This is a genomic window from Limimaricola pyoseonensis, assembly GCF_900102015.1.
GTDB classification, from domain to species: Bacteria; Pseudomonadota; Alphaproteobacteria; order Rhodobacterales; family Rhodobacteraceae; genus Limimaricola; species Limimaricola pyoseonensis.
Genome location: NZ_FNAT01000005.1, coordinates 123208 through 148060, shown reverse-complemented (window position 1 = coordinate 148060; position 24853 = coordinate 123208). Strand labels below are relative to the sequence as shown.

Genomic DNA, 24853 nt, shown 5'->3' with positions numbered 1-24853 from the left:
GGCCCCGGCCTGTCTTGCAGCACCATGTGACGAGGCCAAGGAGCCAACCGCCCCGAACGGGGCCGAAACGCGCCGCGCCGCGCGGGTCGCGCGGCGGCCGGGTGGCTTCGCTGCTGCGCGCGGCGATCGGGGTCGGGATGACGCTGGTGGCGCTGCCGGCCGCCATGGCGCTGGTGTTTCCGCTCTTGCTGATCGGCCAGACCGTCACCGCGCCGAGCTGGATCACCGCGCGGGTCGAGGCGCAGGCCGACGCGCTTTTGGCGGGGGGCGCGGTCGATTTCGGCGCGATCACCCTGACGCTCGGCACCGACCTGCATCCGCGCATCGGCCTGCGCGACACGGTGCTGCGCGACGCCTCGGGCGCGGTGCTGGCGCGCGTGCCGGAGGTCGAGGCGCTGGTCAGCCCGCGCGGGCTGCTGTTCGAGCGGCAGGCGCTGGCGCAGGAGGTGGTGCTGCGCGGCGCGGAGATCGGGCTCAGGCGCGACACGGACGGCCGGGTGGCGGTCAGCTTCGAGCGCGATCCCGGCCCCGCGATCGTGGTCGAGGACGGCCGCGCCAGCGGCCTCGCCGGGCTGTTGCGGCAGGTCGATCTGGTGCTCGACCGCCCGGCGCTCGCCGCGCTCGAGCAGGTCCGGGCCGAGGCGCTGGTGATCAACTACGCCGATGCCCGCGCCGGCCGCAGCTGGACCGCCGATGACGGCCGCCTCGCGATCGACCTGCGCGGCGGCCGCACCGACCTGTCGGGTCGGATGTCGATCCTGTCGGGACGCGACTACGCCACCGCGCTGGCCGTGGGGTACGAGCGCGCCGACGGCGCCGACGACGCCGAGGTCTCGGTCCGCATCGACCGGGCGCCGAGCTCCGACCTCGCCACCCAGCACCCGGCGCTGAGCTTCCTGTCGGTGCTCGACGCGCCGCTCTCGGCCGCTCTGTCGGGCCGGATCGGCATCGACGGCCGCCCAGGGCCCTTCAGCGCAGCGCTCAGGATCGGCGCGGGCGCGGTGGCGCCGGGCGGGGCCGGGGCGGATGCGCTGCGCTTCGACAGTGCCCGTCTCTACATGCGCTTCGACCCGAACCGCGACGAGATCGCCTTCGACGAGATCGCGATCGACGGCGAGAGGGTGCATCTCGACGGGCGCGGCAAGGCCTGGCTGCGCGAGATGCGTGACGGCTGGCCCGGCGCGCTGGTGGCGCAGCTGTCGCTGGCGGGGCTCACGCTCGACCCGCTGGGCGCGCTGCCGGCGCCGGTGGCGCTGGAGGAGGGCTGGCTCGACCTGCGGCTGCGCGCGCGGCCCTTCGGGCTCGAGATCGGCGGCTTCGGCGCCACCGACACCGAGACCGGCGCGCGGCTCGGCGGCTCGGGGCGGCTGGATTACCGCGACGACGGCTGGCACGCCGCGCTCGACGCGGAAGTCGACCGGCTGACGCCCGAACGCCTGCTCGATTTCTGGCCCGAACCCGCGAAGCCGCGCACCCGCGACTGGATCGCCACCCGGATCGAGGCGGGCGAGATGCGCGACGTCTCTGCCGCGCTGCGCATCCGGCCCGGCCAGCAGCCCGAGATCGGCCTGACGCAAAGCTTCGAGGGCGCCACCGTGCGCCCGCTCGACGGGCTGCCGCCGATCACGCAGGCGCGCGGCCATGCGAGCCTCGGCGGCAAGACCTTCTCGGTCACGCTCACCGGCGGCGGGGCCGAGGCGCCCGAGGGCGGGCGCGTCGATCTCGCCGGCAGCAGCTTCACCATCCCCGAGCTGGGCGGCCCGCGCCCCGATGCAAAGATCGCGCTCGAGGCCGAGGGGCCGGTCACGGCGATGCTGTTGCTGATCGACCAGCCGCCCTTCCGCTTCATGACCAAGGCGAACCAGCCGGTCGACCTGATCGATGGCCGCGCCCGCGCCAGCGCCGCCATCGCCCTGCCGCTCGGCAAGCCGGCGAGCCCCGAGGAGATCGACTGGAATGTCGCGGGCGAACTCAGCGACGTGGAAAGCGACCGCATCGTGCCCGGCCGCCGCGTCGCCGCCGGGCGGCTCGACGTCGCGGTCGGCCGCGACGCGCTGGAGGTCGCGGGGCCGGTGACGATCGACGGCCTGCCCGCCGATGTCGCCTTCCGCCAGCCGCTCGGCCCCGGCGCGGGGGCGGCGCGGCTCGACGGCACGGTCGAGGTCTCGCAGCGCTTCCTCGACACCTTCGGCATCGCGCTGCCCGACGGCACGCTGAGCGGCGAGGGCCGCGCCGATGTCGCTATGACGCTGGCCAAGGGCGCGCCGCCCGAGGTGGTGCTGTCGAGCCGGCTCGACGGCATCGGCCTCGCGATCCCGGCGCTGGGCTGGCGGCTCGCGCCCGGCACCACCGGCGACCTGGAGATCGCGGGGACGCTCGGGGCCACGCCCCGCATCGACCGGATCGCGCTCGACGCGGGCGGGCTCTCGGCGCGCGGATCGCTGAGCCTGCGCCCCGAGGGCGGTCTCGAGCGCGCCAGCTTCTCGCGGCTGCGGCTGTCGGACTGGCTCGACGTCTCGGCCGATCTCGTCGGCCGCGGCCCGGGCGAGACGGTGGGCGTCGAGATCGGCTCCGGCGCGCTCGACCTGCGCCGCGCCAGCTTCGGCAAGGGCGGCGGCGGGGCGGGCGGGCCGATCCGCCTCGCGCTCGACCGGCTGCGCGTGACCGACGCCATCGCCCTGACCGGACTGCGCGGCGATTTCTCGACCGTGGGCGGCTTCTCGGGCCGGTTCGAGGCAGAGGTCAATGGCGGCGCGCCGGTCTCGGGGCTGGTGGTGCCGGAGGCCGACGGCGCGGCGGTGCGGATCACCGGGCCCGATGCGGGCGCGGTGCTGCGCTCGGCCGGGCTCTACGGCACCGCGACGGGCGGCGCGCTCGACCTCGCGCTGCTGCCCGAGGGGCCGCCGGGGCACTACTCGGGCGAGCTGTCGGTCGCGGGGCTTCGGGTGCGCGACGCGCCCGCCATCGCGCAGCTGCTCGACGCCGCCTCGATCGTCGGTCTGCTGCAGCAACTCGACGGCCGGGGTCTTGCCTTCGACCGCATTCGCGCCGATTTCCGCATCACGCCGCAGACCCTGACCATCGCGCAGTCGAGCGCGGTGGGGCCGGGCCTTGGCATTTCCCTCGACGGGGCCTACAGCCTCGCATCCCGGCAGATGGAGTTCCGTGGCGTGGTGTCCCCCTTCTACATCCTCAACGGCATCGGTTCGCTGCTGACCCGCCCGGGCGAGGGGCTGATCGGCTTCAACTACACGCTGCGCGGCACGCCCGAGGACCCGGCGGTCTCGGTCAACCCGCTCTCGGCGCTGACGCCGGGGATGTTCCGCGAGATCTTCCGCCGGCCCGTGCCGACCCGCCAGGAGACAGCCCGATGAAGCTTTCGGATTTCGACTTCGACCTGCCCGAGGAGCTGATCGCGACGCGGCCGGCCAAGCCGCGCAGCTCGGCCCGGCTGCTGCTGGCGCGCGGCGACGCGATCGACGACCGCCACGTCTACGACCTGCCCGAGATCCTGCGCCCGGGCGACCGGCTGGTGCTGAACGACACCAAGGTGATCCCGGCGCGGCTTTCGGGGCTGCGCACCCGCCCCGGCGCCGAGGGCGAGGGGCAGGCCCGGATCGAGGTGACGCTGCTCACCCCGCGCCCCGACGGCACCTGGACCGCGCTGATCAAGCCCCTGCGGAAGCTGCGCGAGGGCGAGGTGATCGAGTTCTCCGACCGGCTCTCGGCCGAGCTGGTGGCCCGCGACGAGGGGCAGGGGGTGCTGCGCTTCGACCTCGAGGGCGACGCCTTCGACCGCGCTTTGCAGCAGGTCGGCGCGATGCCGCTGCCGCCCTACATCGCCGCCAAGCGCCCGGCCGACGAGGCCGACCGCGAGGATTACCAGACCGTCTGGGCCGCGCGCCCCGGCGCCGTGGCCGCGCCCACCGCCTCGCTGCATTTCGACGCGGCGCTGATGGCGGCGCTCGAGGCGCGCGGCGTCTCCTTCACCCATGTCACGCTGCATGTCGGCGCGGGCACCTTCCTGCCGGTCAAGGTCGACGACATCTCCGAGCACCGGATGCATGCCGAATGGGGCGAGGTGACCGAGGCCGCCGCGGCCGAGATCGCCGCCACCCGCGCCGCGGGCGGGCGGATCATCCCCGTGGGCACCACCGCGCTCAGGCTGATCGAGAGCGCGGCGCAGGGCGGCCAGATCGGGCCCTGGCGCGGCGAGACCGACATTTTCATCACGCCGGGCTTCGAGTTCCGCGTGGCGCACGGGCTGATGACCAATTTCCACCTGCCGAAATCGACGCTGATGATGCTGGTCTCGGCGATGATGGGCATGGACCGGATCCGGGCGATCTATGGTCACGCGATCGCCGAGCGCTACAGGTTCTTCTCGTATGGCGACGCCTCGCTGCTGCTGCCGCGCGGCTGAGACGCGGCCCGTTCGCAAAACCGCAGCGAATCGTCGCTACGTGGACAGATGGGGGCGGCCGGCCCCGCTAGCCGGGCGGCAGCCGGCGGAAAGGACAAGGCGATGATTCAGGTACTCGGGAGCTCCTGGGCGCTTCTGCTCGGCATGTTCATGCTGATGATCGGCAACGGCCTGCAGGGCACGCTGCTGGGCCTGCGCGGCGAGATCGAGGGCTTCTCGACGCTCGAGATGTCGGTGATCATGTCGGCCTATTTCGCGGGCTTCCTCTTCGCCTCGCGCTACGCGCCGATGATGATCCGCCGGGTCGGCCATGTCCGGGTCTTCGCGGCGCTGGGCTCGACCATCTCGGCGGTGCTGATCCTCTACCCGACCCTGACCGAGCCCTGGGCCTGGACGCTGGGACGGGTCGCCATCGGCTTCTGCTTCTGCGGCGTCTACATCACCGCCGAGAGCTGGCTCAACGACGCCGCCTCGAACGAGAGCCGGGGCAAGGCGCTGTCGCTCTACATGATCGTGCAGATGGCCGGCATCGTCATGGCCCAGTACCTCGTCACGCTGGGCGACGTGTCGGGCTTCGTGATCTTCATCATCCCCTCGGTGCTGGTGTCGATGGCCTTCGCGCCGATCCTTCTGTCGGTCAGCCCGGCGCCGGTCTTCACCACCACCAAGCCGCTGCCGCTCAAGCGGCTGATCGAGGCCTCGCCGCTGGCCTGCATGGGCATGTTCCTCTTGGGCGGCGTCTTCGCCGCGCAGTTCGGCATGTCGGCGGTCTACGGCGCGCGCGCCGGGCTGTCGGTGGCGCAGATCTCGCTGCTGGTCTCGGTCACCTATGTCGGCGCGCTGGTGCTGCAGTTCCCGATCGGCTGGCTGTCGGACCGGATCGACCGGCGCTGGCTGATCCTCGGCCTCTCGGCGGTGGGGGGCCTGGGCGCGATGCTCTCGGTCATGCTGCCGGGGCAATACGCGCTGATCCTCGTCTCGGCGGCGGTGGTCGGCGGCAGCTCCAACCCGCTCTACGCGCTGCTCATCGCCTATGCCAACGACTATCTCGACCGCGAGGACATGGCGGCGGCTTCGGGCGGGCTGCTGCTGATCAACGGCACCGGCGCGATCGCCGGCCCGATCGTGGTGGGCTGGATGCTCGACAACATCGGCCCGGCGGGCTTCTGGGCCTTCATCGCCTTCCTGATGCTGGGCCTCGCGGGCTACGCCGCCTGGCGGATGCTGCGCCGCCCCGATCGCGGCGTCGAGGTGGGCGACACCGTCTCCTACGCGCCGGTCACCCAGACCGCGACGCCGGTGGTGCTCGAGGTCGCGCAGGAGGTCTATATCGAGCACGAGATCGAGCAGCAGGAGGAGGGGCGCGACCACGCGGCCTAGGCGGCGGGCCGCGCGGGCCCGTCACGATGCTTGACCCGGCGCGGGGATGGGGCAGGTTGTTCCGGACACGGATCAGGAGGACGCCATGACCGCCACCCCCGTCACATCGGCCGCCGAGGCGCCGACCGAGGCCGAGAAGGTGCTGACCTTCTGGCTCGAGGAGGTCGAGGAAAAGCAGTGGTACATCCAGGACGACGCGCTCGACGCGACGATCCGCGACCGCTTCGAGACCTTCTGGCACCGGGCCGAGGCCGGCGAGCTGGGGCATTGGCTGACCGAGCCGCGCGGCGCGCTGGCCTACATCGTCGTCACCGACCAGTTCGCGCGGAACATGTTCCGCGGCGACGCCCGCAGCTTCAAGCTCGACGACCAGGCCCGCGCCGTGGCCAAGCTCGCGATCGACCGCGGCTGGGATCTCGAATTCGTGCCGCCGGGGCGGCAGTTCTTCTACCTGCCCCTGATGCATGCCGAGAACCTCGTCGACCAGGACCGCGCGGTGCGGCTGTGCTGCGACCGCCTGCCGGGCGCGGAGGACAACCTGCTGCATGCCCGCGCCCATCGCGAGGTGATCCGCGAGTTCGGTCGCTTCCCGCATCGCAACGAGACGCTGGGCCGCGAGACCACCCGCGCCGAGCGCGCCTTTCTTGAGGCGGGCGGCTACCGCACGGTGCTGGAGCGGCTGAAGGCGGAGGGCCACTGAGCCTTCCGCCCGGCGCAGGGCGGCCATGAGCGCGGATGGCTGGCAGCCCTCGGGAAACTAGTTTAACGTCAAACCAATTTTTTGGGATCGCCAGGAGGACACCGATGGCCGCCAGGAATTTCGACGTGATCGTGATCGGGGCCGGCCCCGGCGGCTACGTGGCCGCGATCAGGGCCGCGCAGCTCGGCAAGAAGGTCGCGATCGTCGAGCGCGAGAATCTCGGCGGCATCTGCCTGAACTGGGGCTGCATCCCGACCAAGGCGATGCTGCGCTCCTCCGAGGTGTTTCACCTGATGCACCGCGCCAAGGAGTTCGGGCTCAAGGCCGAGAGCGTCGGCTACGATCTCGACGCCGTGGTCAAGCGCTCGCGCGGGGTGGCCAAGCAGCTCTCCTCGGGCATCGGCCACCTGATGAAGAAGAACAAGGTCGAGGTGGTGATGGGCGAAGCCACCATTCCCGCCAAGGGCAAGGTCACCGTCAAGACCGACAAGGGCAGCGAGGAGCTGACCGCCAAGGACATCGTGCTGGCCACCGGCGCGCGCGCCCGCAACCTGCCCGGGCTCGAGGCCGATGGCGACCTCGTCTGGTCCTACCGCCACGCGCTGGTGCCGCCGCGGATGCCCAAGAAGCTCTTGGTGATCGGCTCGGGCGCGATCGGCATCGAGTTCGCTAGCTTCTACAACACGCTCGGCGCCGAGACGACGGTGGTCGAGGTGATGGACCGGATCCTGCCGGTCGAGGATGCCGAGATCTCGGCCTTCGCCAAGAAGCAGTTCACCAAGCAGGGGATGAAGATCCTCGAGAAGGCCACGGTCGAGCAGCTCGACCGCGGCAAGGGCAAGGTGACGGCGCATATCGAATCGGGCGGCAAGACCGAGACCCACGAGTTCGACACCGTGATCTCGGCGGTCGGCATCGTCGGCAACACCGAGGGGCTCGGCCTCGAGGAGCTGGGCGTCAAGATCGACCGCACCCATGTCATCACCGACGAATACTGCCGCACCGGCGTCGACGGGCTCTATGCCATCGGCGACATCGCCGGCGCGCCCTGGCTCGCGCACAAGGCCTCGCATGAAGGTGTCATGGTGGCCGAGCTGATCGCCGGCCAGAAGCCGCATCCCGTCAAGCCCGAGAGCATCGCCGGCTGCACCTACTGCCAGCCGCAGGTCGCCTCCGTGGGCTATTCCGAGGCCAAGGCCAAGGAGCTGGGCTACGACGTCAAGGTCGGGCGTTTTCCCTTCATCGGCAACGGCAAGGCGATCGCGCTGGGCGAGCCGGAGGGCCTGGTCAAGACCGTGTTCGACGCCAAGACCGGCGAGCTTCTGGGCGCGCACATGATCGGCGCCGAGGTGACCGAGCTGATCCAGGGCTACGTCGTCGGCCGCACGCTCGAGACCACCGAGGCCGAGCTGATGGAGACGGTGTTCCCGCATCCGACGCTGTCCGAGATGATGCATGAAAGCGTGCTCGACGCCTATGACCGGGTGATCCACTACTGATCCCCCGCCGTCCCGGCGCCGCTTACCGCACCCTTCTTGCACCCTTGCTGTGCGCCGCGGCGCAGCATCACATCCTCCCGACCGGGTCCGGTCGGGGGGATTTTGTGGTATGGTGTCCCGGCCCGGTGCTGTTGCCGGGAGAGGGGGTATCCACCATGATCAGTGCCTATTGTTTCGCGGCCGCGCTCGCTGCGAGCGTCGCCGTGACCGCGCCGGGCGCCCAGGCCGCCCTCGGGATGGAACCGCCCGAGGTGGCCCGCGCCCAGTTGCTGCTGGATCACCTTGGTTACGATCCGGGCGACATCGACGGCAGGGAGGGGCCGCGTCTCGCGGCCGCGATTGCCGCCTATCAGCGTGATCATGGCATGGCCGTGACGGGACGGCTCGACCGGGCGCTGGCGCACCGGCTGCTCGATCATGTCGCACGCCAGCCCTCGCAGGCGCTGCGCGCCACCGCGCCGCCCCGCATGGGGTTCCATCAGCGCTTTGCCTGGCCTTCCCGCATGGGAGGCTGGTGAGGCTTCGACCCCGTCGCGACGACATCGTCGCGACCGGCGCCCCTGCAGGGTTTCGCGGGGGCGTCGCCCGGCCTGCGACGCGAGGTCGCGCCGGGCGCGATGATCCGCGCAGCCCTGCCATGCGTTCACTTTAGGTTCTCATTTTGAGGTTGGAGAAACGGCGCCGAAGCCCTATCTTGCGGCCTTGACCAAGGTGGGGACCTTCATGGCCGAGCTGAAGCGGATCGAGGTGCGCGGCGCGCGCGAGCACAATCTCAAGAATGTCGACGTGGACATCCCGCGCGACGAGTTGGTGGTGATCACCGGCCTGTCGGGCTCGGGCAAGTCCTCGCTCGCCTTCGACACGATCTATGCCGAGGGGCAGCGCCGCTACGTCGAGAGCCTGTCGGCCTATGCGCGGCAGTTCCTCGACATGATGGAAAAGCCCGATGTCGACCATATCGCCGGCCTGTCGCCGGCGATCTCGATCGAGCAGAAGACCACCTCGAAGAACCCGCGCTCGACCGTCGGCACGGTCACCGAGATCTACGACTATCTCCGCCTGCTCTTCGCCCGCGTCGGCACGCCCTACAGCCCCGCCACCGGCCAGCCGATCGAGGCGCAGCAGGTGCAGGACATGGTCGACCGGGTCATGGCGATGGAGGAGGGCACGCGCGGCTACCTGCTCGCCCCGATCGTCCGCGACCGCAAGGGCGAGTACAAGAAGGAGTTCGTCGAGCTCCGCAAGCAGGGCTTCCAGCGCGTCAAGGTGAACGGCGAGTTTTACGAGCTCGAGAGCCCGCCTGTGCTCGACAAGAAGTTCCGCCACGACATCGACGTGGTGGTCGACCGCATCGTCGTGCGCGAGGGGCTGGAGACGCGGCTGGCGGATTCGTTTCGCACCGCGCTCGACCTCGCCGACGGCATCGCCGTGCTCGAGACCGCGCCGCGCAAAGGCGAGGGCGAGCCCGAGCGTGTCACCTTCTCCGAGAAGTTCGCCTGCCCGGTCTCTGGCTTCACCATCCCCGAGATCGAGCCGCGGCTGTTCTCGTTCAACGCGCCCTTCGGCGCCTGCCCGGATTGCGACGGCCTCGGCGTCGAGCTGTTCTTCGACGAGCGGCTGGTGGTGCCGGACGTGACGCTGAAGGTCGCCGACGGCGCCATCGCGCCGTGGCGCAAGGGCAAGACGCCCTATTTCCTGCAGACCATCGAGGCGATCTCCAAGCATTACGGCGTGTCCAAGACCGCCCGCTGGAAGGACCTGCCCGAGAACGTGCGGCAGGTGTTCCTGCACGGCTCGGGCGAGGAGAAGATCGACTTCCGCTACGACGATGGCGGCCGGGTCTATAAGGTGTCGCGCCCCTTCGAGGGGGTGATCCCGAACCTGCAGCGCCGCTACCGCGAGACCGACAGCGCCTGGATCCGCGAGGAGATGGAGCAGTACCAGAACAACCGCGCCTGCGGCACCTGCCACGGCTACCGCCTGCGCGAGGAGGCGCTCGCGGTGAAGATCGGGTCGCGCGAGGACCTGCGCCATGTCGGCCAGGTGGTGCAGATGTCGATCCGGGAGGCGCATGACTGGTGCGAGACGGTGCCGGCCGCGCTCACCAACCAGAAGAACGAGATCGCCCGCGCCATCCTCAAGGAGATCCGCGAGCGGCTGGGCTTCCTTAACAACGTGGGCCTCGACTACCTGACGCTGTCGCGCAATGCAGGCACGCTCTCGGGCGGCGAGAGCCAGCGCATCCGGCTGGCCTCCCAGATCGGCTCGGGCCTGACCGGCGTGCTCTACGTGCTCGACGAGCCCTCGATCGGCCTGCACCAGCGCGACAACGACCGCCTGCTGACCACGCTCAAGAACCTGCGCGACCAGGGCAACACGGTGATCGTGGTCGAGCATGACGAGGAGGCGATCCGCGAGGCCGACTACGTCTTCGACATGGGGCCGGGCGCGGGCGTGCATGGCGGCGCCATCGTCGCCCACGGCACGCCGCAGGAGATCATGGCCAACCCGGATTCGGTTACCGGCCAGTATCTCGTCGGCACCCGCGAGATCGCGGTGCCGACCGAGCGGCGCCCCGGCAACGGCAAGGCGCTCACCGTCCAGAAGGCCACCGGCAACAACCTCAAGGAGCTGACGGTCGACTACCCGCTGGGCAAGTTCGTCGCCGTCACCGGCGTGTCGGGCGGCGGCAAGTCGACGCTGACCATCGAGACGCTCTACAAGAACGCCGCGATGAAGCTCAACGGCGCGCGGCAGGCGCCGGCGCCTTGCGAGACCATCAAGGGCTTCGAGCATCTCGACAAGGTGATCGACATCGACCAGCGGCCGATCGGCCGCACCCCGCGCTCCAACCCCGCGACCTATACCGGCGCCTTCACCCCGATCCGCGACTGGTTCGCGGGGCTGCCCGAGGCCAAGGCGCGCGGCTACAAGCCGGGGCGCTTCTCGTTCAACGTCAAGGGCGGCCGCTGCGAGGCCTGCCAGGGCGACGGCGTCATCAAGATCGAGATGCACTTCCTGCCCGACGTCTACGTCACCTGCGAGACCTGCAAGGGCCAGCGCTACAACCGCGAGACGCTGGAGGTGAAGTTCAAGGGCAAGTCGATCGCCGACGTGCTCGACATGACGGTCGAGGACGCGCAGGAGTTCTTCTCCGCCGTGCCCTCGATCCGCGAGAAGATGGACGCGCTCTGCCGCGTCGGTCTCGGCTACATCAAGGTCGGCCAGCAGGCGACGACGCTCTCGGGCGGCGAGGCACAGCGGGTGAAGCTGTCGAAGGAGCTGGCGCGCCGCTCCACGGGCCGCACGCTCTACATCCTCGACGAGCCGACCACCGGCCTGCATTTCGAGGATGTGCGCAAGCTGCTCGAGGTGCTGCACGAGCTGGTCGAGGCCGGCAACACCGTCGTGGTGATCGAGCACAATCTCGACGTGGTGAAGACCGCCGACTGGATCATCGACATCGGCCCCGAGGGCGGCGATGGCGGCGGCACGCTGGTCGCGACCGGCACGCCCGAGCAGGTCTGCGAGGTCGAGGCCAGCCACACCGGGCGCTACCTCAAGCCGATGCTGAAGCCGCGCAAGATCGCGGCGGAGTAGGGCGCACGCTCCCGGGCGCAAAGTCCCCGAATGCAGAAAGGGCCGGCGGATCGCCGGCCCTTTTCCGTAGCAGACGGGTGTGGGTCAGTAGCCCGTCGGCCCGCTGAAGCTGCTCTCGACCCCCGCGAAGGGTTCCGAGGCCATCGCCGTGCCGCCGGCGCTGGGCGCGGGGTAGGTGACGGGCGTCGCGGTCGCGCCCGGCGTGCGTTGCATGTCCACCGTCGAGACCGTGGTCACGCCCGGTTGCTGCGGCGCGCTCTGGATCTGGGCGCTGCTGGTGGTCTCGACCCGGCGGCCGTCGCGCAGCGTGGTGACGGGCGGCGTGTCCTCGACGGTCGCCACCGCCGCGAGCGCGGGGTCCGTCGCCTCCGGGGCGGTCAGCGTGCTGGGCAGGTCGCCGCGGGCGCGCGGGCGCTGGCCGATCTCGACGGGGGCGAAGCGGCGCTCCGGGGCCGCCGCCGGGGCAGGGGCGGCCGCGGCCTGCTGCTGCGGCGCGCCGCGCGCCGCGACACCGCCCGCCGCGAGCGCCACGCGCGCCGCGGCCTCGAGGTCGCCGCTCTCGGCCGCCTGGCGCAGCCCGCGCTCGATCTGGCGGATCTCCTTCGACTGCGCGCCGGTCAGGCCCTGCAGCAGCTGCATCACGTCCGGGCTGGCCGGGGCGATGGCGGGGGTGAGCGCGAGGCCCAGTGCCGCGCCGTATTTGACGATCGTCTTCATGGGATCGATCTCCGTTCCGGTTTCGCGGTGCAAACACCTCAACCTGCGCGGCTGTTCCCGCCGACGCCTTCGCGGAACTCCTCGGCCGCGCCGCGCAGCACCTCGCGCAGCGCCTCGCGCGGCTCGGCCCCGGCCTCGCGCGCGGCGGCGAAGACCGCGCGCTGGCGCGCCGCGCTGTTGCCGCGCTCGGCGATCGTCATGCAGCCGCGCAGCTCGTCGAGGCAGCCCAGCGCGTCGGCATCCTCAGACATCATCTCGACCAGCTCGCCCAGCAATTCGCGCAGCGGCGCCAGACGGTTGCGGCCGAGATCGATCAGTGTGCCCTCGGTGCCGTAGCGCTGCGCCCGCCAGCGGTTCTCGCCGATCAGGAAGCGCTCATAGGTGCGCCAGCGCTGGTTGCGGGTCTTCAGCCGGTACAGCATCCGGATGGTCGACTGCACGAAGGCCGCGACCGACAGCGCCTCCTCCATGCGCGGCATCACGTCGGCGATCCGCGTCTCGAGCGTCGGCCAGGCCTCGGACGGGCGCAGGTCCCACCAGATCTTCGAGGCGTCCTCGATGATCCCGGTGCCAACCAGAGTCTCGACCATCTTGCGGTACTCGGCCCAGCTGTCGATCCGCGGCGGCAGGCCCGAGCGCGGCGTCTGGTCGAACACGTTGAGCCGCCAGCTCGACAGCTGCGTGTCCTCGCCGCGCCAGTAGGGCGAGGAGGCCGAGAGCGCCAGCACGAAGGGCAGGAAGAACACCGTCTGCTGCATCAGGTCGGCGCGCAGGTCGTGGTCCTCGCCCAGTCCCACATGCACATGCATGCCGCAGGTCATCAGCCGCCGGGCGATGCCGCCGATATCCTCGGCGATCTTGTCGTAGCGCGCGCCATGGCCGGTGCCGCGGCTCTCCGGGTCGGCCCAGGGGTGGCAGGAGACGGCGACGAGCGCGAGGCCGCGCTCCTCGGCCAGCTCGGCCAGCCCGCCGCGCAGATGCGCGAGATCGGCGCGGGCTTCATCGATGTCGGCCGCGACCGAGGTGCCGATCTCGATCTGGCAGTCGCGGAACTCGGGGCTGACATGGTCGCCGAGCCGCCGGCGCGCGGCCTCGAGCATGGTGTCGGGCACCGCGGCGAGATCCATCGTCGTCGCGTCGACGACGAGATACTCCTCCTCAATGCCGAGGCTGAAGGTCGGATCGGACATGCGCGGGCTCTCCTGCTTGCGGTGCAGCAGGCCAACGCCGCGGCGGCGTTCGCGGGTCCTGTCAGGACCGGTTCCGTGTCCTGTCGGAATCGGTCCCGTGTCCTAGCGGACCTGGATCGCGCCGCGCATCCGCGGGTGGATGGCGCAGAAATAGGGATAGCTGCCGGCGGCGGGGAAGGTCATCCGCACCGACTGGCCCATGCCGAGCCGGCCGCTGTCGAAGGCGCCGCTCTCGGCGGTCACCGTGTGCGGCGCGAGGTCGCGATTGGTGAAGACGACGCTGTCGCCGGGCGCGAGGCTGATCCGTGCGGGCACGAAGGCGAAGCCCTGGATCGTCACCTCGTGCACCATGCCCTCGGCGCGGGCCGAGACGACAAGGACGGGCAGCGCGCCGAGCGCGGCGAGGCTGCTGGACAGGACGGAGCGGCGGGTCGGCATGGCGGGTCTCCTTGGCGCCGAAGGGCGCGACGCCGAAAGCGTCGCGCCCCTCGCGCGGTCGGTCCAGCCACAATGGCGTGCTTCACGGCCCGCTGATGGGCCGTGACGGCCTCACTCCATCGGCTTGAAGTTGAATTCGCCGCCGTCCTTGATGCCCGAGGGCCAGCGCGCCGTGACCGTCTTGGTCTTGGTGTAGAACTTGAAGCTGTCGGTGCCGTGCTGGTTCAGGTCGCCGAAGGCCGACTTCTTCCAGCCGCCGAAGCTGTGATAGGCCAGCGGCACCGGGATCGGCACGTTGACGCCGACCATGCCCACGTTCACCCGGTTGGCGAAGTCGCGCGCGGCGTCGCCGTCGCGGGTGAAGATCGCCGTGCCGTTGCCCATCTCGTGGTCCATGGCGAGCTTCAGCGCCTCCTCGTAGGAGCCCGCCCGCACCGTCGAGAGCACCGGGCCGAAGATCTCCTTGCGGTAGATGTCCATGTCCGGGGTGACGCGGTCGAAGAGATGCGGCCCGAGGAAGAAGCCGTTCTCGTAGCCCTGCAGGCGGAAGTCGCGCCCGTCGACCACCAGCTCGGCGCCCGCATCGACGCCCGACTGCACCAGCTTGAGGATGTTCTCCTTGGCGGCGGCGGTGACCACCGGGCCGAAATCGACGTCGTCGCCGGAGGTGTAGGGGCCGACCTTCAGCTTCTCGATCCGCGGCTTGAGCGCCGCGACCAGCCGGTCGGCGGTCTCCTCGCCCACCGGCACGGCGACCGAGATCGCCATGCAGCGTTCGCCCGCCGCGCCGTAGCCCGCGCCCACCAGCGCGTCGGCGGCCTGGTTCATGTCGGCGTCGGGCATGACGATCATGTGGTTCTTGGCGCCGCCGAAGCACTGCACGCGCTTGCCGTGGCTGCAGCCCTTACCGTAGATGTACTCGGCGATCGGGGTGGAGCCGACGAAGCCCACCGAGGCGATGCCCTCATGCTCGAGGATCGCGTCCACCGCCTCCTTGTCGCCGTTGACGACCTGCAGCACGCCCTTGGGCAGCCCGGCCTCCTCCATCAGCTCGGCCAGCATCAGCGGCACCGTCGGCGCGCGCTCGGACGGCTTGAGGATGAAGGCGTTGCCGCAGGCGATGGCGGGCGCGAACATCCACATCGGGATCATGGCGGGGAAGTTGAACGGCGTGATGCCGGCCGAGACGCCGAGCGGCTGGCGCATCGAGTACATGTCGATGCCGGGGCCGGCGCCGTCGGTGTACTCGCCCTTCAAAAGATGCGGCGCGCCGATGCAGAACTCGGCCACCTCGAGCCCGCGCTGCACGTCGCCCTTGGCGTCGGGCAGGGTCTTGCCGTGCTCGCGCGACAGCGCCTCGGCCAGCGCGTCCATGTCGCGGTTCAGAAGCCGCACGAATTCCATCATCACCCGCGCCCGGCGCTGCGGATTCACCGCCGCCCATTTCGGCTGCACCTCGTGGGCGATCTGCACCGCGCGGTCGATCTCCTCGGCCGAGGCCAGCGGCGCCTGCGCCTGCACCTCGCCGGTGGCGGGGTTGAACACGTCCGCGAAGCGGCCAGAGCGGCCCTTCACGTGCTCGCCGCCCATGTAATGCGTCAGTTCCTGCATGTCCGGCCCTCCCGAAGCCGTGTCATCATCTGTCGAGACACAGGATAGCCTTGCGGGAATGCCGGTAAAAGGCGCAGTATCCCAAAACGGTCTTGCAATAATGTCGGGACGGCGATGGAGAACTGGGACGACATCCGCGTCTTTCTGGCGGTGGCGCGGGCCGAGAGCCTGTCGGGCGCGGCGCCGGCGCTGAAGATGGACCCGGCGACGCTGAGCCGGCGCATCGCGCGGCTCGAGGACCGGCTCGGCGCGGCGCTGTTCCTCAAGAGCCCGCAGGGCTACGCGCTGACCGAGCGCGGGCTCAGGCTGCAGGCGCATGCGGCGCGGGCCGAGGCGGCGCTGGCGCTGGTGGCCGAGACCGGCGAGGCCGAGCGCGGGCTCACCGGGCAGATCCGGATCGGCGCGCCCGACGGCTGCGCCAATTTCGTGCTGCCGCAGGTCTGCGCCGCGATCCAGGCCCGCAATCCGGGGCTGGAGCTGCAGATCCTCGCCCTGCCGCGGGTGGTGAACCTGTCCAAGCGCGAGGCCGACATGGCGATCACCGTGAGCCGGCCCGAGACGGGGCGGCTGATGGTGCAGAAGGTGACGGACTACCGGCTGCACCTCGCGCAGCGGCGCGACGCGCCGGTGCCCGAGAGCCTCGCCGCGCTCGGGGCGCGGGCGATGGTCGGCTACATTCCCGACATGATCTTCGACCGCGAGCTCGACTATCTGGGCGATCTCGGGGCCACGGCGGTGCCGCTGGCCTCGAACTCGGTCTCGGTGCAGCTGCAGATGCTGCGCCATGCCGGGATCGGCATCGTGCACGACTTCGCGCTGCCCTTCGCGCCGGAGCTGACCCGCGTCCTGACCGACCAGCTCAGCCTGACCCGGGCCTTCTGGCTGGTGCGCCACGCCGCCGATCGCCGCTCCGAGCGGCTCAACCGCTTCGCGGCGATGCTGCTGGCGGGTCTGCGCGCCGAAGTCGCCCGGCTCGAGGCGGGGCGCTTGACAGAGGGCATAACCCGGCGCGACGGTTGAATTAATGGTCCCGGCCGAGCGGGCCGGGGCATGAGCCAAGGAGGGCGCCATGCTCGTGCAACAGATCCTGAAGTCCAAGGCCAACGACGCGGTCGCGACCGTTCCCCCCGACGCCAGCGTCCGCAAGGCCGCCACCCTGCTGTCGGACAAGCGGATCGGCGCGCTGGTGGTCTCGAAGGACGGCAGGCACGCGCTGGGCATCATTTCCGAGCGCGACATCGTGCGGGAGATCGGCAAGCGGGGCCCCGGCTGCCTCGACGAGCGGGTCGAGCAGATGATGACCGGCGAGATCGAGACCTGCCACCGCGACGAGGTGGCCGACGAGGTGCTCAAGCGGATGACCGAGGGCCGCTTCCGCCACATCCCGGTGGTCGAGGGCGAGGAGATGGTCGGGCTGATCTCGATCGGCGACGTGGTCAAGGCGCGCCTGTCGGAGCTGTCGATGGAGAAGGATGCGCTGGAAGGCATGATCATGGGCCACTGAGCCCGCTTGCGGGCCGCGACCGGGCCGGGGCCTTGCATCCCGGCCCGCCATGGTGTCGTGTGCGCGCGCAACTTGCGGCGGGGGAGGCGTCATGCGCATCGGTCTTTATCCCGGGACCTTCGATCCGGTCACCTTGGGCCACACCGACATCATCCGTCGCGCCTGCACGCTGGTGGACCGTCTGGTGATCGGCGTCGCGATCAACCGCGACAAGGGCCCGCTCTTCTCGCTCGAGGAGCGGGTGGCGATGATCGAGGCCGAGACCGCGCCGATCGCCGCGGCCAGCGGCTCCGAGATCGTGGTGCACCCGTTCGAGAACCTGCTGATCGACGCGGCCAACGACGTCGGCGCCAGCGTCATCATCCGCGGCCTGCGCGCGGTGGCGGATTTCGAGTACGAGTACCAGATGGTCGGCATGAACCGGATGCTCGACAAATCGGTCGAGACGGTCTTCCTGATGGCCGAGGCGCGCCACCAGGCGATCGCCTCGAAGCTGGTCAAGGAGATCGCCCGCCTCGGCGGCGACGTCTCCTCCTTCGTGCCCGACGGCGTGGAGGCGGCGCTGAGGACACGGCTCGGCCGCTGAGGCGCTCCCGGTCCGGATCCCACCGGACCCCACGGGCCGCGGCGGCGTTGGACCTGCGACGATCCGCAGGAGACCGACATGACCGCCAGCCGCCTATCCCTGACCCTCTCCGCCGCGACGCTCGCCCTTGCCGCCGCCGGCGCGACCGCGCAAGAGGGCTCGACCGATCCCGCGCAGATCGCGGAAGAGACCCGCCGGGTGCTGGAACAGAGCGGCGGCGAACCGGCCACGCCGCAGGGCGAGGCCGGGGCAGCCGCGACGGAGGCCCCCGCGCCGCAGGGCGAGGCTGGCGCATCCGGCACCGCGCAGACGCAGACACAACCGGCGCAGCCGCAGCCGGGGCAGGGCGACCCTGCCCAGCCGCAACCCACCATGCCGCCCGCCTCCAGCAACGCCCAGCCCGAGACGCTGCGCATGCTCGGCCAGCCCGCGCCCGAGGCCGCGCCGGTCGAGAACGGCGCGATCAGCCTGCCCGGGGCCGGGCAGGCCTCCGACGGCGCGCCGACGCCGAACGAGATCGAGGCCGCCACCTACCAGGGCGGCCCGCTGCCCGAGGGCCAGTCGGCCCTGACCGCCAAGCTGCAGATCCTGCTCGACCGCGCGCATGTCTCGCCCGGCGTGATCGACGGCTGGAAGGGCGGCATGAGCCAGAGCGCCATCGCCGCCTTCGAGACGCGCGAGGGGCTGGCCGTGGACGGCGAGCTCGACCCTGAGGTCTGGCAGGCGCTGGGCGGCACCGCGACAGGGCCGGTGCTCAGCGCCTACACGATCACCGCCGAGGACGTCTCGGGCCTGAACCCGCCGCTGCCCGAGGATTACGCCAAGCTCGCCGAGATGCAGCGGCTGGGCTACGCCAGCACCGCCGAGAAGCTGGCCGAGCGCTTCCACATGGACGAGGGCTTCCTGAAGGAGCTGAACCCCGGCGCGACATGGGCCGAGGGTGAGAGCATCACCGTCGCCGACCCCGGCCCGCGCGCCGAGACGCGGGTGGCGCGGATCGAGGTGCGCAAGCAAAGCAACCGTCTCGCCGGCTTCGACGCCGAGGGGCGGATGGTGGTGAACTACCCCGTCACCATCGGCTCGGACCAGACGCCCTCGCCCTCCGGCACGGTCGAGGTGGTCGCGGTGGCGATGGAGCCGACCTACACCTACCGCCCCGACGTGAACTTCCAGCAGGGCGACAACGACGAGACGCTGATCCTGCCGCCGGGGCCGAACGGGCCCGTGGGCTCGGTCTGGATCGACCTGTCGCAGGAGACCTACGGCCTGCACGGCACCTCCGACCCGGATTCGATCTTCGACGCCGCCAGTCATGGCTGCGTGCGGCTGACCAACTGGGACGTCGAGGAGCTGGCCCACCTCGTCTCCGAGGGCGTCACGGTCGAGTTCGTCGAATGAGGGGGGCGGTACTGGCGCTGACGCTGCTGGCCCTGCCGGCGGCGGCGCAGGAGACGACGCCCGAGACCGTGCCGCTGCCCGAGCCCCGCCCCGAGGGGCTGGGCGAGGCGGCCGATGCCGCGCAGGGGGCGGCCGGGTCGGAAGAGGCCTCGGAGGATGCTGCCGAGGCCGAGGATGGCGCGGGCGAGGCGGATGCGGAGGCCGCGGACGAGGCACCCGACGACGCGCCCGGGGCGGAGGCCGAGGCCGCGGACGAGGCCCCTGAGGACGCGCCCGGCGCCGATACGCCGGCGGAGACCGGCGAAGGCGCGGATGCCGAGGCCGCCGAAACCCCGGAGGACACCGACCCGCCCGTGCGCGCGCAACTCGCCGCCTCGGAGGCCGATCGCGCCGCCTGCCGCGCCGCACTCGACGCGCTGGGCGCGGTCTGGGAGGAGGTCGACCCGGTGACGGACCCGGAGGTGGCCGATTGCGGCATCGACCACCCGCTGCGGCTCTCGGCGGTGCGGCCCGGCGTGGCGCTGTCGCCGCCCGCACCGATGCGCTGCGAGACGGCGCTGGCGTTGGCGCGCTGGAGCGCGGGTTTCATCGAGCCCGCCGCCGAACGGCTCGGACGCGGCGCGCTGACCGCGATCAGCCATGGCACGACCTACAATTGCCGCGGCCGCAGTTCCGATGCCGGAACTCTGTCCGAGCACGCCTTCGGCAACGCCGTCGACGTGATGGGGTTCGAGTTCGCGGAGGGCGCGCCCGTCGCGGTCGAGCCGCGCGAGCGCGACGGCACCATGGCCGAGGCCTTCCAGGACGCGGTGCGCGCCACCGCCTGCCTCGAATTCACCACCGTGCTCGGCCCCGGCACCGACGCCGCCCATGCCGACCACCTGCATCTCGACGTCAAGGCGCGCAACGGCGGCTTCCGGCTCTGCCAATGAAAAAGGCCGCCCGAGGGCGGCCTTTCCGTCTTGGAGCGGGCGGGCGATCAGCCCAGCTTGCCGAGCGCCACGGCGGTGTCGGCCATGCGGTTCGAGAAGCCCCACTCGTTGTCGTACCAGCTCAGGATGCGGCACATGGTGCCTTCCATGACCTTGGTCTGGTCGGTGTGGAACACCGAGCTGTGCGGGTCGTGGTTGAAGTCCGAGCTGACCAGCTTCTCGTCGGTGTAGCCGAGGATGCCCTTGAGCGGGCCGTCGGCGGCCTTGCGGATCGCCTCGTTGATCTCCTCCACGGTGGTCTCGCGCGCCGCCACGAAGGTCAGGTCGACGACCGAGACGTTCGGGGTGGGGACGCGGATCGCCACGCCGTCGAGCTTGCCGTTCAGTTCGGGCAGGGCGAGGCCCACGGCCTTGGCGGCACCGGTCGAGGTCGGGATCATCGACAGGCCGGCGGCGCGGGCGCGGTAGAGATCCTTGTGCATCGTGTCCAGCGTCGGCTGGTCGCCGGTGTAGCTGTGGATCGTGGTCATGAAGCCCTTCTCGATGCCGATGGCGTCGTTCAGGACCTTGGCCACCGGGGCGAGGCAGTTGGTGGTGCAGGACGCGTTCGAGACGACCTTGTCCTCGGCGGTCAGGCTCTCGTGGTTGACGCCGAAGACGATGGTCTTCTCGGCGCCCGAGCAGGGCGCGGAGACCAGCACCCGCTTCGAGCCGTTCTCGAGATGCAGCGCCGCCTTCTCGTGGGTGACGAAGATGCCGGTGCATTCCAGCGCCACGTCGACGTCGGACCAGGGCAGCTCCTTCGGATCGCGGATCGCGGTGACGCGGATCGGGCCGCGGCCGACATCGATGGTGTCCTCGCCGACCTTCACCTCGGCCGGGAAGCGGCCATGCACGCTGTCGTAGCGCAGCAGGTGGGCATTGGTCTCGACCGGGCCGAGATCGTTGATCGCGACGACCTCGATGTCGGTGCGGCCGGATTCGATGATGCCGCGCAGGACGTTGCGCCCGATGCGGCCGAAGCCGTTGATTGCAACCTTGACAGCCATGGGAGTCTCCTCGGAATTGCCGGGCAATGGGTTCGGCGCCAAGATCGGCATTTGCGGCGCGGCGTCAACCGCAGATCACGCCCGCGCGACGCCGTGAGCGCTGCCGTTTGCGCCAACGGCGCCCGCTTTCGCGCGGGCCGGGCGGCGCGCCGCGATGGCCGCCGCCGCCGCGGGCGCTAGGCTTGGCGGCACCGGGACGGGAGCAGGCGGCATGGCATCGAGTATGGCATCGAGGCAAGGGGGCGGGGCGGCGCGGGCCGACGACTGGCTGCTTCTGGCCGGGCGGCTGCTCATCGCGGCGCTGTTCCTGGGCGGCGCGGCGCAGAAGGCGCTCGAACCGGGGCAGGTGGCGGGGCTGCTGGCGGGCTGGCGGCTGCCGGGCGGTCTGGTCTGGGCGGCGTTGGCCTACAACGCGGCGGCCGGGGCGGCGCTGGCGCTCGGGCTGGCGGTGCGGCCCGTGGCGCTGTCGCTCGCGGCCTATTGCGGGCTCACCTCGTTTTTCCACCTGATCCCGTCAGACCCGTGGCAGATGACGATCTTCGTCAAGAACTGGGCCATCGCCGGCGGTTGCCTCGCGCTGGCCGTGGCCGGGGCGGGGCGGATCGCGTGGCGGCGCGGCCCACGGGCCGCGCATGAAAAAGGGCGGCCCGCGGGCCGCCCTTTCCGTCGATGGATCTGCCGTCTCAGAGCAGCGACTTCACCTTCTCGGCCACGGCCTCGGCGGTGATGCCGAACTCCTTGTAGAGTGTCTCGGCCGGGGCGGAGGCGCCGAAGCCCTCCATGCCGACGAAGCCGGCCTTCTGCTCGCGGCCGCGCTCGCCCAGCAGCAGGCGGTCCCAGCTCTGGCGCACGCCGGCCTCGACCGCGACCCGCACCGGCCCTGCGGGCAGCACGCGCTTGCGGTAGGCCTCGTCCTGCGCGGCGAAGAGCTCCATGCAGGGCACAGAGACCACGCGCACGCCGATGCCCTCGGCCTCGAGGATCTCGCGCGCCTTGACCGCGATCTCGACCTCGGAGCCCGAGGCCATGAGGATCGCCCGGCGCTTCTCGCCGGCCTCGCGCAGCACGTAGGCGCCCTGCTGGCTGAGGTTCTTGGTCTTGTGCTCGGTCCGCACCGGCGCGAGGTTCTGGCGGCTCAGCGCCAGCACCGAGGGCCGGTCGGCGGTCGACAGCGCGATCTCCCAGGCCTCGGCGGTCTCGACCGTGTCTGCGGGGCGGAACACGTAGGTGTTGGGCGTGGCGCGCAGCATCGACAGGTGCTCGACCGGCTGGTGGGTCGGGCCGTCTTCGCCGAGGCCGATCGAGTCGTGCGTCATCACGTAGACCACCGGCTGGTGCATCAGCGAGCTGAGCCGCATCGCGCCGCGGGCATAGTCGGTGAAGGCCATGAAGGTGCCGCCATAGGGCCGCAGGCCGCCATGCAGCGAGATGCCGTTCATCACCGCCGCCATGCCGTGCTCGCGGATGCCGTAATGGATGTAGCGGCCCTTGCGGTTGTCGGGGCCGAACACCTCCATGTCGCCGGACTTGGTGTTGTTCGAGCCGGTCAGGTCGGCCGAGCCGCCCACCGTCTCGGTCATCACTGGGTTGATGACGCCGAGCGCCATCTCCGACGACTTGCGGGTCGCGACCGACTTGGCCTCTTCCACGGCCTGCTTCTTGAAGCTGCGGATCTTCGAGGCCAGCGCCTTCGGGGTCTCGCGCGCGAAGGCGCGCTCGAACTCGGCCTGCTTGCGCTCGGACAGCTCCGCGAAGCGCTCCTTCCACTCGGCATGCGCCTTGGCGCCGCGCTCGCCCATCTTCTCCCAGGTCGACTTGACGTCGGCGGGGATCTCGAAGGGGCCGTGCTCCCAGCCATAGGCGGCCTTGGTGTCGGCGATCAGCTTGGCGTCGGTCAGCGCACCGTGGCCCTTGGCGGTGTCCTGCGCGGACGAGCCCAGCGCGATGTGGGTCTTGCAGGCGATCATCGAGGGGCGGTCATCGGCCTTGGCGGCCTCGATCGCGGCGTCGATCGCCTCCGGGTCGTGCCCGTCGATCGACTGCACGTGCCAGCCCGAGGCCTCGAAGCGCTTGGCCTGGTCGGTGACGTCGGCGATCGAGACCTTGCCGTCGATGGTGATGCCGTTGTCGTCGAAGAAGACGATCAGCTTCGACAGCTTCTGCATGCCCGCGAGCGCGATCGCCTCCTGGCTCACGCCCTCCATCAGGCAGCCGTCGCCGGCCATCACCCAAGTGTAGTGATCGACGATCTTGCGGCCGTACTTGGCGCGCAGCATCTCCTCGGCGATGGCGAAGCCCACGGAGTTGGCGATGCCCTGGCCGAGCGGGCCGGTGGTGGTCTCGACGCCGGCGAGATACTCGCTCTCGGGGTGGCCGGCGGTCTTCGAGCCCCACTGGCGGAAGTTCTTGATCTCCTCCAGCGGCACCTCGTCGTAGCCGGTCAGGTGCAGCACCGAGTAGAGCAGCATCGAGCCGTGGCCGACCGACAGGATGAAGCGGTCGCGGTCGGCCCAGTCGGGCGCCTTGGGGTCGAAGGTCGCGTGCTTGCCGAACAGCACGGTCGCCACGTCGGCCATGCCCATCGGCATGCCGGAATGGCCGGAATTGGCGGCGGCGACGGCGTCGAGCGTCAGCGTGCGGATGGCCGCGGCGGTCCGCCAGTGCTCCGGGTGCTTCTCGCGCAGGGCAGCGATGTCCATGGGTGTCCTCCGGTTTGGGCCGGGGCCGCGCCCGCGGCCCCCGTCGCGCAGGTATTGGCAGGCGGGCGGCGCGAGTTCAAGCGCGGCGCCTCGCGCGCCCGCGGGGGAGGAGCGCGGATTCGTGCGGTTTGCGGGCCGCGGGGGGCTGGTCTAGGTTCTCTCGGAACGCGGCTCGATTCGACGCGCCGGGGCCGGCCAGCGGCCCGGCGCGCGGCGGCCGGGGCAGGCAGGCAGGGGCGAGATGACCGAGATCACCGAATTGGAAAGCCGTCTCTCGGCGGCGCTGGACCGGATCGGCCGCGGGCTCGACCGGATCGAGGGCGGCACGCGCGAGGATGCGCGGCTGAGCGCCGAGCTGAGCCAGCAGCAATCGGCCAATGCCGAGCTCGAGAGCCGGCTCAGCGCGCTCAAGGCCGACCAGGACGGCCGGCTCGCCGCGCTCGAGGCCCGGATCGAGGCGCAGACCGCGCAGATGGTCGATCTCGACGGCCAGCTGCAGGTGCTGCGCCGCTCCAACGCCGAGCTGCGCGACGTCGCCTCGGCGCTGCGCGAGGCGATGGAGGCCGAGCTGACCGATCCCGAGCTGATCGACCGCGCCATGGCGGCCGAGCTCGACGCGCTCAAGGCCGCGCGCGAGGCCGAGGTGGCCGAGCTCGATGCCGTGCTGTCGGAACTGAAACCCCTGGTCGAGGAGAACGAGTGATGCCGCAGGTCGAGATCTCCGTCGGCGGCCGCGCCTTCACCGTGGCCTGCCAGCCGGGCGAGGAGCCCTATCTCGAGGCCGCGGCGCGGCTGCTCGACGACGAGGCGCAGACGCTGGTCGACCAGACCGGCCGGATGCCCGAGGGCAAGATGCTCTTGATGGCCGGGCTGATGCTGGCCGACCGGGCGGCGGGGCTCGAGGACCGGCTGCGCGCCGCCGAGGCGCATGTCAACCAGGTCGAGCGCCGGCTGACCCACACAGAGGCGGCGCTGGGCAAGGCGCGGGCCGAGCCCGAGCGCGTCGAGGTGCCGGTGATCCCGCACGGCCTGGTCGAGATGCTGGCCGAGATGACCGCCCGGGCCGAGGCGCTGGCCGAGCGGGTGGAGAAGGCCGGGGTCTGAGCCGCGATCCCGGTCCCCCGGAT

21 protein-coding genes are annotated in these 24853 nt (G+C 71.1%); 15 read left to right on the top strand and 6 right to left on the bottom strand.

Features of this window, described 5'->3' with window-relative positions:
• Nucleotides 1-101 precede the first annotated feature (101 nt).
• The 7 genes from BLT43_RS12490 (at nt 102) to uvrA (ending at nt 11602) form a co-directional block, all read left to right on the top strand.
• Nucleotides 102-3374, top strand: a complete 3273-nt coding sequence (locus BLT43_RS12490) for a YhdP family protein (protein WP_090113347.1) — start codon at nt 102-104, stop codon at nt 3372-3374.
• Nucleotides 3371-4423, top strand: coding sequence for a tRNA preQ1(34) S-adenosylmethionine ribosyltransferase-isomerase QueA (gene queA, locus BLT43_RS12485; RefSeq protein WP_090113345.1), 1053 nt, complete (start codon nt 3371-3373; stop codon nt 4421-4423). The genes BLT43_RS12490 and queA overlap by 4 nt, the downstream gene beginning before the upstream one ends.
• A gap of 102 nt (nt 4424-4525) precedes the next feature.
• A complete protein-coding gene (locus BLT43_RS12480) occupies nt 4526-5803 on the top strand; it encodes an MFS transporter (protein ID WP_090113343.1) in 1278 nt (425 codons plus the stop codon).
• A gap of 85 nt (nt 5804-5888) precedes the next feature.
• The gene (locus tag BLT43_RS12475) at nt 5889-6503 is read left to right on the top strand and encodes a DUF924 family protein (protein ID WP_090113341.1); all 615 of its coding nucleotides are present in this window, start codon (nt 5889-5891) and stop codon (nt 6501-6503) included.
• A gap of 104 nt (nt 6504-6607) precedes the next feature.
• The gene (lpdA, locus tag BLT43_RS12470; RefSeq protein ID WP_090113339.1) at nt 6608-8002 is read left to right on the top strand and encodes a dihydrolipoyl dehydrogenase; all 1395 of its coding nucleotides are present in this window, start codon (nt 6608-6610) and stop codon (nt 8000-8002) included.
• Nucleotides 8003-8157: 155 nt separating this feature from the next.
• A complete protein-coding gene (locus tag BLT43_RS12465; RefSeq protein WP_090113337.1) occupies nt 8158-8520 on the top strand; it encodes a peptidoglycan-binding domain-containing protein in 363 nt (120 codons plus the stop codon).
• Nucleotides 8521-8725: 205 nt separating this feature from the next.
• The gene (uvrA, locus tag BLT43_RS12460; protein ID WP_090113489.1) at nt 8726-11602 is read left to right on the top strand and encodes an excinuclease ABC subunit UvrA; all 2877 of its coding nucleotides are present in this window, start codon (nt 8726-8728) and stop codon (nt 11600-11602) included.
• A gap of 84 nt (nt 11603-11686) precedes the next feature.
• Here the strand turns inward: uvrA and BLT43_RS12455 are convergent, their stop codons facing one another.
• The 4 genes from BLT43_RS12455 to BLT43_RS12440 form a co-directional block, all read right to left on the bottom strand.
• Nucleotides 11687-12319, bottom strand: coding sequence for a hypothetical protein (locus BLT43_RS12455; protein ID WP_090113335.1), 633 nt, complete (start codon nt 12317-12319; stop codon nt 11687-11689).
• A 38-nt stretch (nt 12320-12357) separates the two neighbouring features.
• Nucleotides 12358-13509 (bottom strand): carboxylate-amine ligase, encoded by a 1152-nt coding sequence (locus BLT43_RS12450; RefSeq protein WP_090113333.1) that lies wholly within the window; start codon nt 13507-13509, stop codon nt 12358-12360.
• 102 nt (nt 13510-13611) lie between these two features.
• Nucleotides 13612-13947, bottom strand: coding sequence for a cupredoxin domain-containing protein (locus tag BLT43_RS12445; protein WP_090113331.1), 336 nt, complete (start codon nt 13945-13947; stop codon nt 13612-13614).
• A gap of 111 nt (nt 13948-14058) precedes the next feature.
• On the bottom strand, nt 14059-15558 hold the full coding sequence (locus tag BLT43_RS12440) for a CoA-acylating methylmalonate-semialdehyde dehydrogenase (protein ID WP_090113329.1): 1500 nt from the start codon (nt 15556-15558) through the stop codon (nt 14059-14061).
• Between the two features lie 114 nt (nt 15559-15672).
• Between BLT43_RS12440 and BLT43_RS12435 the strand changes: the two genes are divergently transcribed.
• The 5 genes from BLT43_RS12435 to BLT43_RS12415 all read left to right on the top strand — a co-directional run bounded on the left by BLT43_RS12435 (nt 15673) and on the right by BLT43_RS12415 (nt 19978).
• Nucleotides 15673-16578, top strand: coding sequence for a LysR family transcriptional regulator (locus tag BLT43_RS12435; RefSeq protein ID WP_090113327.1), 906 nt, complete (start codon nt 15673-15675; stop codon nt 16576-16578).
• A gap of 49 nt (nt 16579-16627) precedes the next feature.
• Nucleotides 16628-17062, top strand: a complete 435-nt coding sequence (locus BLT43_RS12430) for a CBS domain-containing protein (protein WP_090113324.1) — start codon at nt 16628-16630, stop codon at nt 17060-17062.
• Nucleotides 17063-17153: 91 nt separating this feature from the next.
• Entirely contained in the window at nt 17154-17648 is a 495-nt protein-coding gene (coaD, locus tag BLT43_RS12425; protein ID WP_090113322.1) for a pantetheine-phosphate adenylyltransferase, read from the top strand.
• Nucleotides 17649-17726: 78 nt separating this feature from the next.
• Nucleotides 17727-19046 carry a L,D-transpeptidase family protein gene (locus tag BLT43_RS12420; RefSeq protein ID WP_090113320.1) on the top strand — a complete coding sequence of 440 codons (1320 nt, stop codon included), beginning with the start codon at nt 17727-17729 and terminating at the stop codon, nt 19044-19046.
• Nucleotides 19043-19978: an extensin-like domain-containing protein gene (locus tag BLT43_RS12415; protein WP_090113318.1), complete on the top strand. Its 936-nt coding sequence runs from the start codon at nt 19043-19045 to the stop codon at nt 19976-19978. The genes BLT43_RS12420 and BLT43_RS12415 overlap by 4 nt, the downstream gene beginning before the upstream one ends.
• A 47-nt stretch (nt 19979-20025) precedes the next feature.
• Here the strand turns inward: BLT43_RS12415 and gap are convergent, their stop codons facing one another.
• Nucleotides 20026-21027, bottom strand: a complete 1002-nt coding sequence (gene gap, locus BLT43_RS12410; protein ID WP_090113317.1) for a type I glyceraldehyde-3-phosphate dehydrogenase — start codon at nt 21025-21027, stop codon at nt 20026-20028.
• Between the two features lie 223 nt (nt 21028-21250).
• On the opposite strand from gap, the gene BLT43_RS12405 reads away from it, so the two are divergent.
• Nucleotides 21251-21754, top strand: coding sequence for a DoxX family membrane protein (locus tag BLT43_RS12405; RefSeq protein ID WP_090113315.1), 504 nt, complete (start codon nt 21251-21253; stop codon nt 21752-21754).
• Here the strand turns inward: BLT43_RS12405 and tkt are convergent.
• Complete coding sequence (tkt, locus tag BLT43_RS12400; protein ID WP_090113313.1) at nt 21711-23726, bottom strand: transketolase; 2016 nt, start codon at nt 23724-23726, stop codon at nt 21711-21713. The genes BLT43_RS12405 and tkt overlap by 44 nt on opposite strands.
• A 241-nt stretch (nt 23727-23967) precedes the next feature.
• Here tkt and BLT43_RS12395 point away from each other — a divergent pair, with 241 nt between their 5' ends.
• Together BLT43_RS12395 and BLT43_RS12390 are read left to right on the top strand one after the other, a co-directional pair.
• Nucleotides 23968-24429, top strand: a complete 462-nt coding sequence (locus BLT43_RS12395) for a hypothetical protein (RefSeq protein WP_090113311.1) — start codon at nt 23968-23970, stop codon at nt 24427-24429.
• Nucleotides 24429-24830: a cell division protein ZapA gene (locus BLT43_RS12390; RefSeq protein ID WP_090113308.1), complete on the top strand. Its 402-nt coding sequence runs from the start codon at nt 24429-24431 to the stop codon at nt 24828-24830. The genes BLT43_RS12395 and BLT43_RS12390 overlap by 1 nt, the downstream gene beginning before the upstream one ends.
• Nucleotides 24831-24853: the final 23 nt, after the last annotated feature.

Coding starts and splice junctions, on each gene's coding strand:
- queA (WP_090113345.1), top strand. CDS start 3,371: ATGAAGCTTTCGGATTTCGACTTCGACCTGCCCGAGGAGCTGATCGCG.
- BLT43_RS12480 (WP_090113343.1), top strand. CDS start 4,526: ATGATTCAGGTACTCGGGAGCTCCTGGGCGCTTCTGCTCGGCATGTTC.
- BLT43_RS12475 (WP_090113341.1), top strand. CDS start 5,889: ATGACCGCCACCCCCGTCACATCGGCCGCCGAGGCGCCGACCGAGGCC.
- lpdA (WP_090113339.1), top strand. CDS start 6,608: ATGGCCGCCAGGAATTTCGACGTGATCGTGATCGGGGCCGGCCCCGGC.
- BLT43_RS12465 (WP_090113337.1), top strand. CDS start 8,158: ATGATCAGTGCCTATTGTTTCGCGGCCGCGCTCGCTGCGAGCGTCGCC.
- uvrA (WP_090113489.1), top strand. CDS start 8,726: ATGGCCGAGCTGAAGCGGATCGAGGTGCGCGGCGCGCGCGAGCACAAT.
- BLT43_RS12455 (WP_090113335.1), bottom strand. CDS start 12,319: ATGAAGACGATCGTCAAATACGGCGCGGCACTGGGCCTCGCGCTCACC.
- BLT43_RS12450 (WP_090113333.1), bottom strand. CDS start 13,509: ATGTCCGATCCGACCTTCAGCCTCGGCATTGAGGAGGAGTATCTCGTC.
- BLT43_RS12445 (WP_090113331.1), bottom strand. CDS start 13,947: ATGCCGACCCGCCGCTCCGTCCTGTCCAGCAGCCTCGCCGCGCTCGGC.
- BLT43_RS12440 (WP_090113329.1), bottom strand. CDS start 15,558: ATGCAGGAACTGACGCATTACATGGGCGGCGAGCACGTGAAGGGCCGC.
- BLT43_RS12435 (WP_090113327.1), top strand. CDS start 15,673: ATGGAGAACTGGGACGACATCCGCGTCTTTCTGGCGGTGGCGCGGGCC.
- BLT43_RS12430 (WP_090113324.1), top strand. CDS start 16,628: ATGCTCGTGCAACAGATCCTGAAGTCCAAGGCCAACGACGCGGTCGCG.
- coaD (WP_090113322.1), top strand. CDS start 17,154: ATGCGCATCGGTCTTTATCCCGGGACCTTCGATCCGGTCACCTTGGGC.
- BLT43_RS12420 (WP_090113320.1), top strand. CDS start 17,727: ATGACCGCCAGCCGCCTATCCCTGACCCTCTCCGCCGCGACGCTCGCC.
- BLT43_RS12415 (WP_090113318.1), top strand. CDS start 19,043: ATGAGGGGGGCGGTACTGGCGCTGACGCTGCTGGCCCTGCCGGCGGCG.
- gap (WP_090113317.1), bottom strand. CDS start 21,027: ATGGCTGTCAAGGTTGCAATCAACGGCTTCGGCCGCATCGGGCGCAAC.
- BLT43_RS12405 (WP_090113315.1), top strand. CDS start 21,251: ATGGCATCGAGGCAAGGGGGCGGGGCGGCGCGGGCCGACGACTGGCTG.
- tkt (WP_090113313.1), bottom strand. CDS start 23,726: ATGGACATCGCTGCCCTGCGCGAGAAGCACCCGGAGCACTGGCGGACC.
- BLT43_RS12395 (WP_090113311.1), top strand. CDS start 23,968: ATGACCGAGATCACCGAATTGGAAAGCCGTCTCTCGGCGGCGCTGGAC.
- BLT43_RS12390 (WP_090113308.1), top strand. CDS start 24,429: ATGCCGCAGGTCGAGATCTCCGTCGGCGGCCGCGCCTTCACCGTGGCC.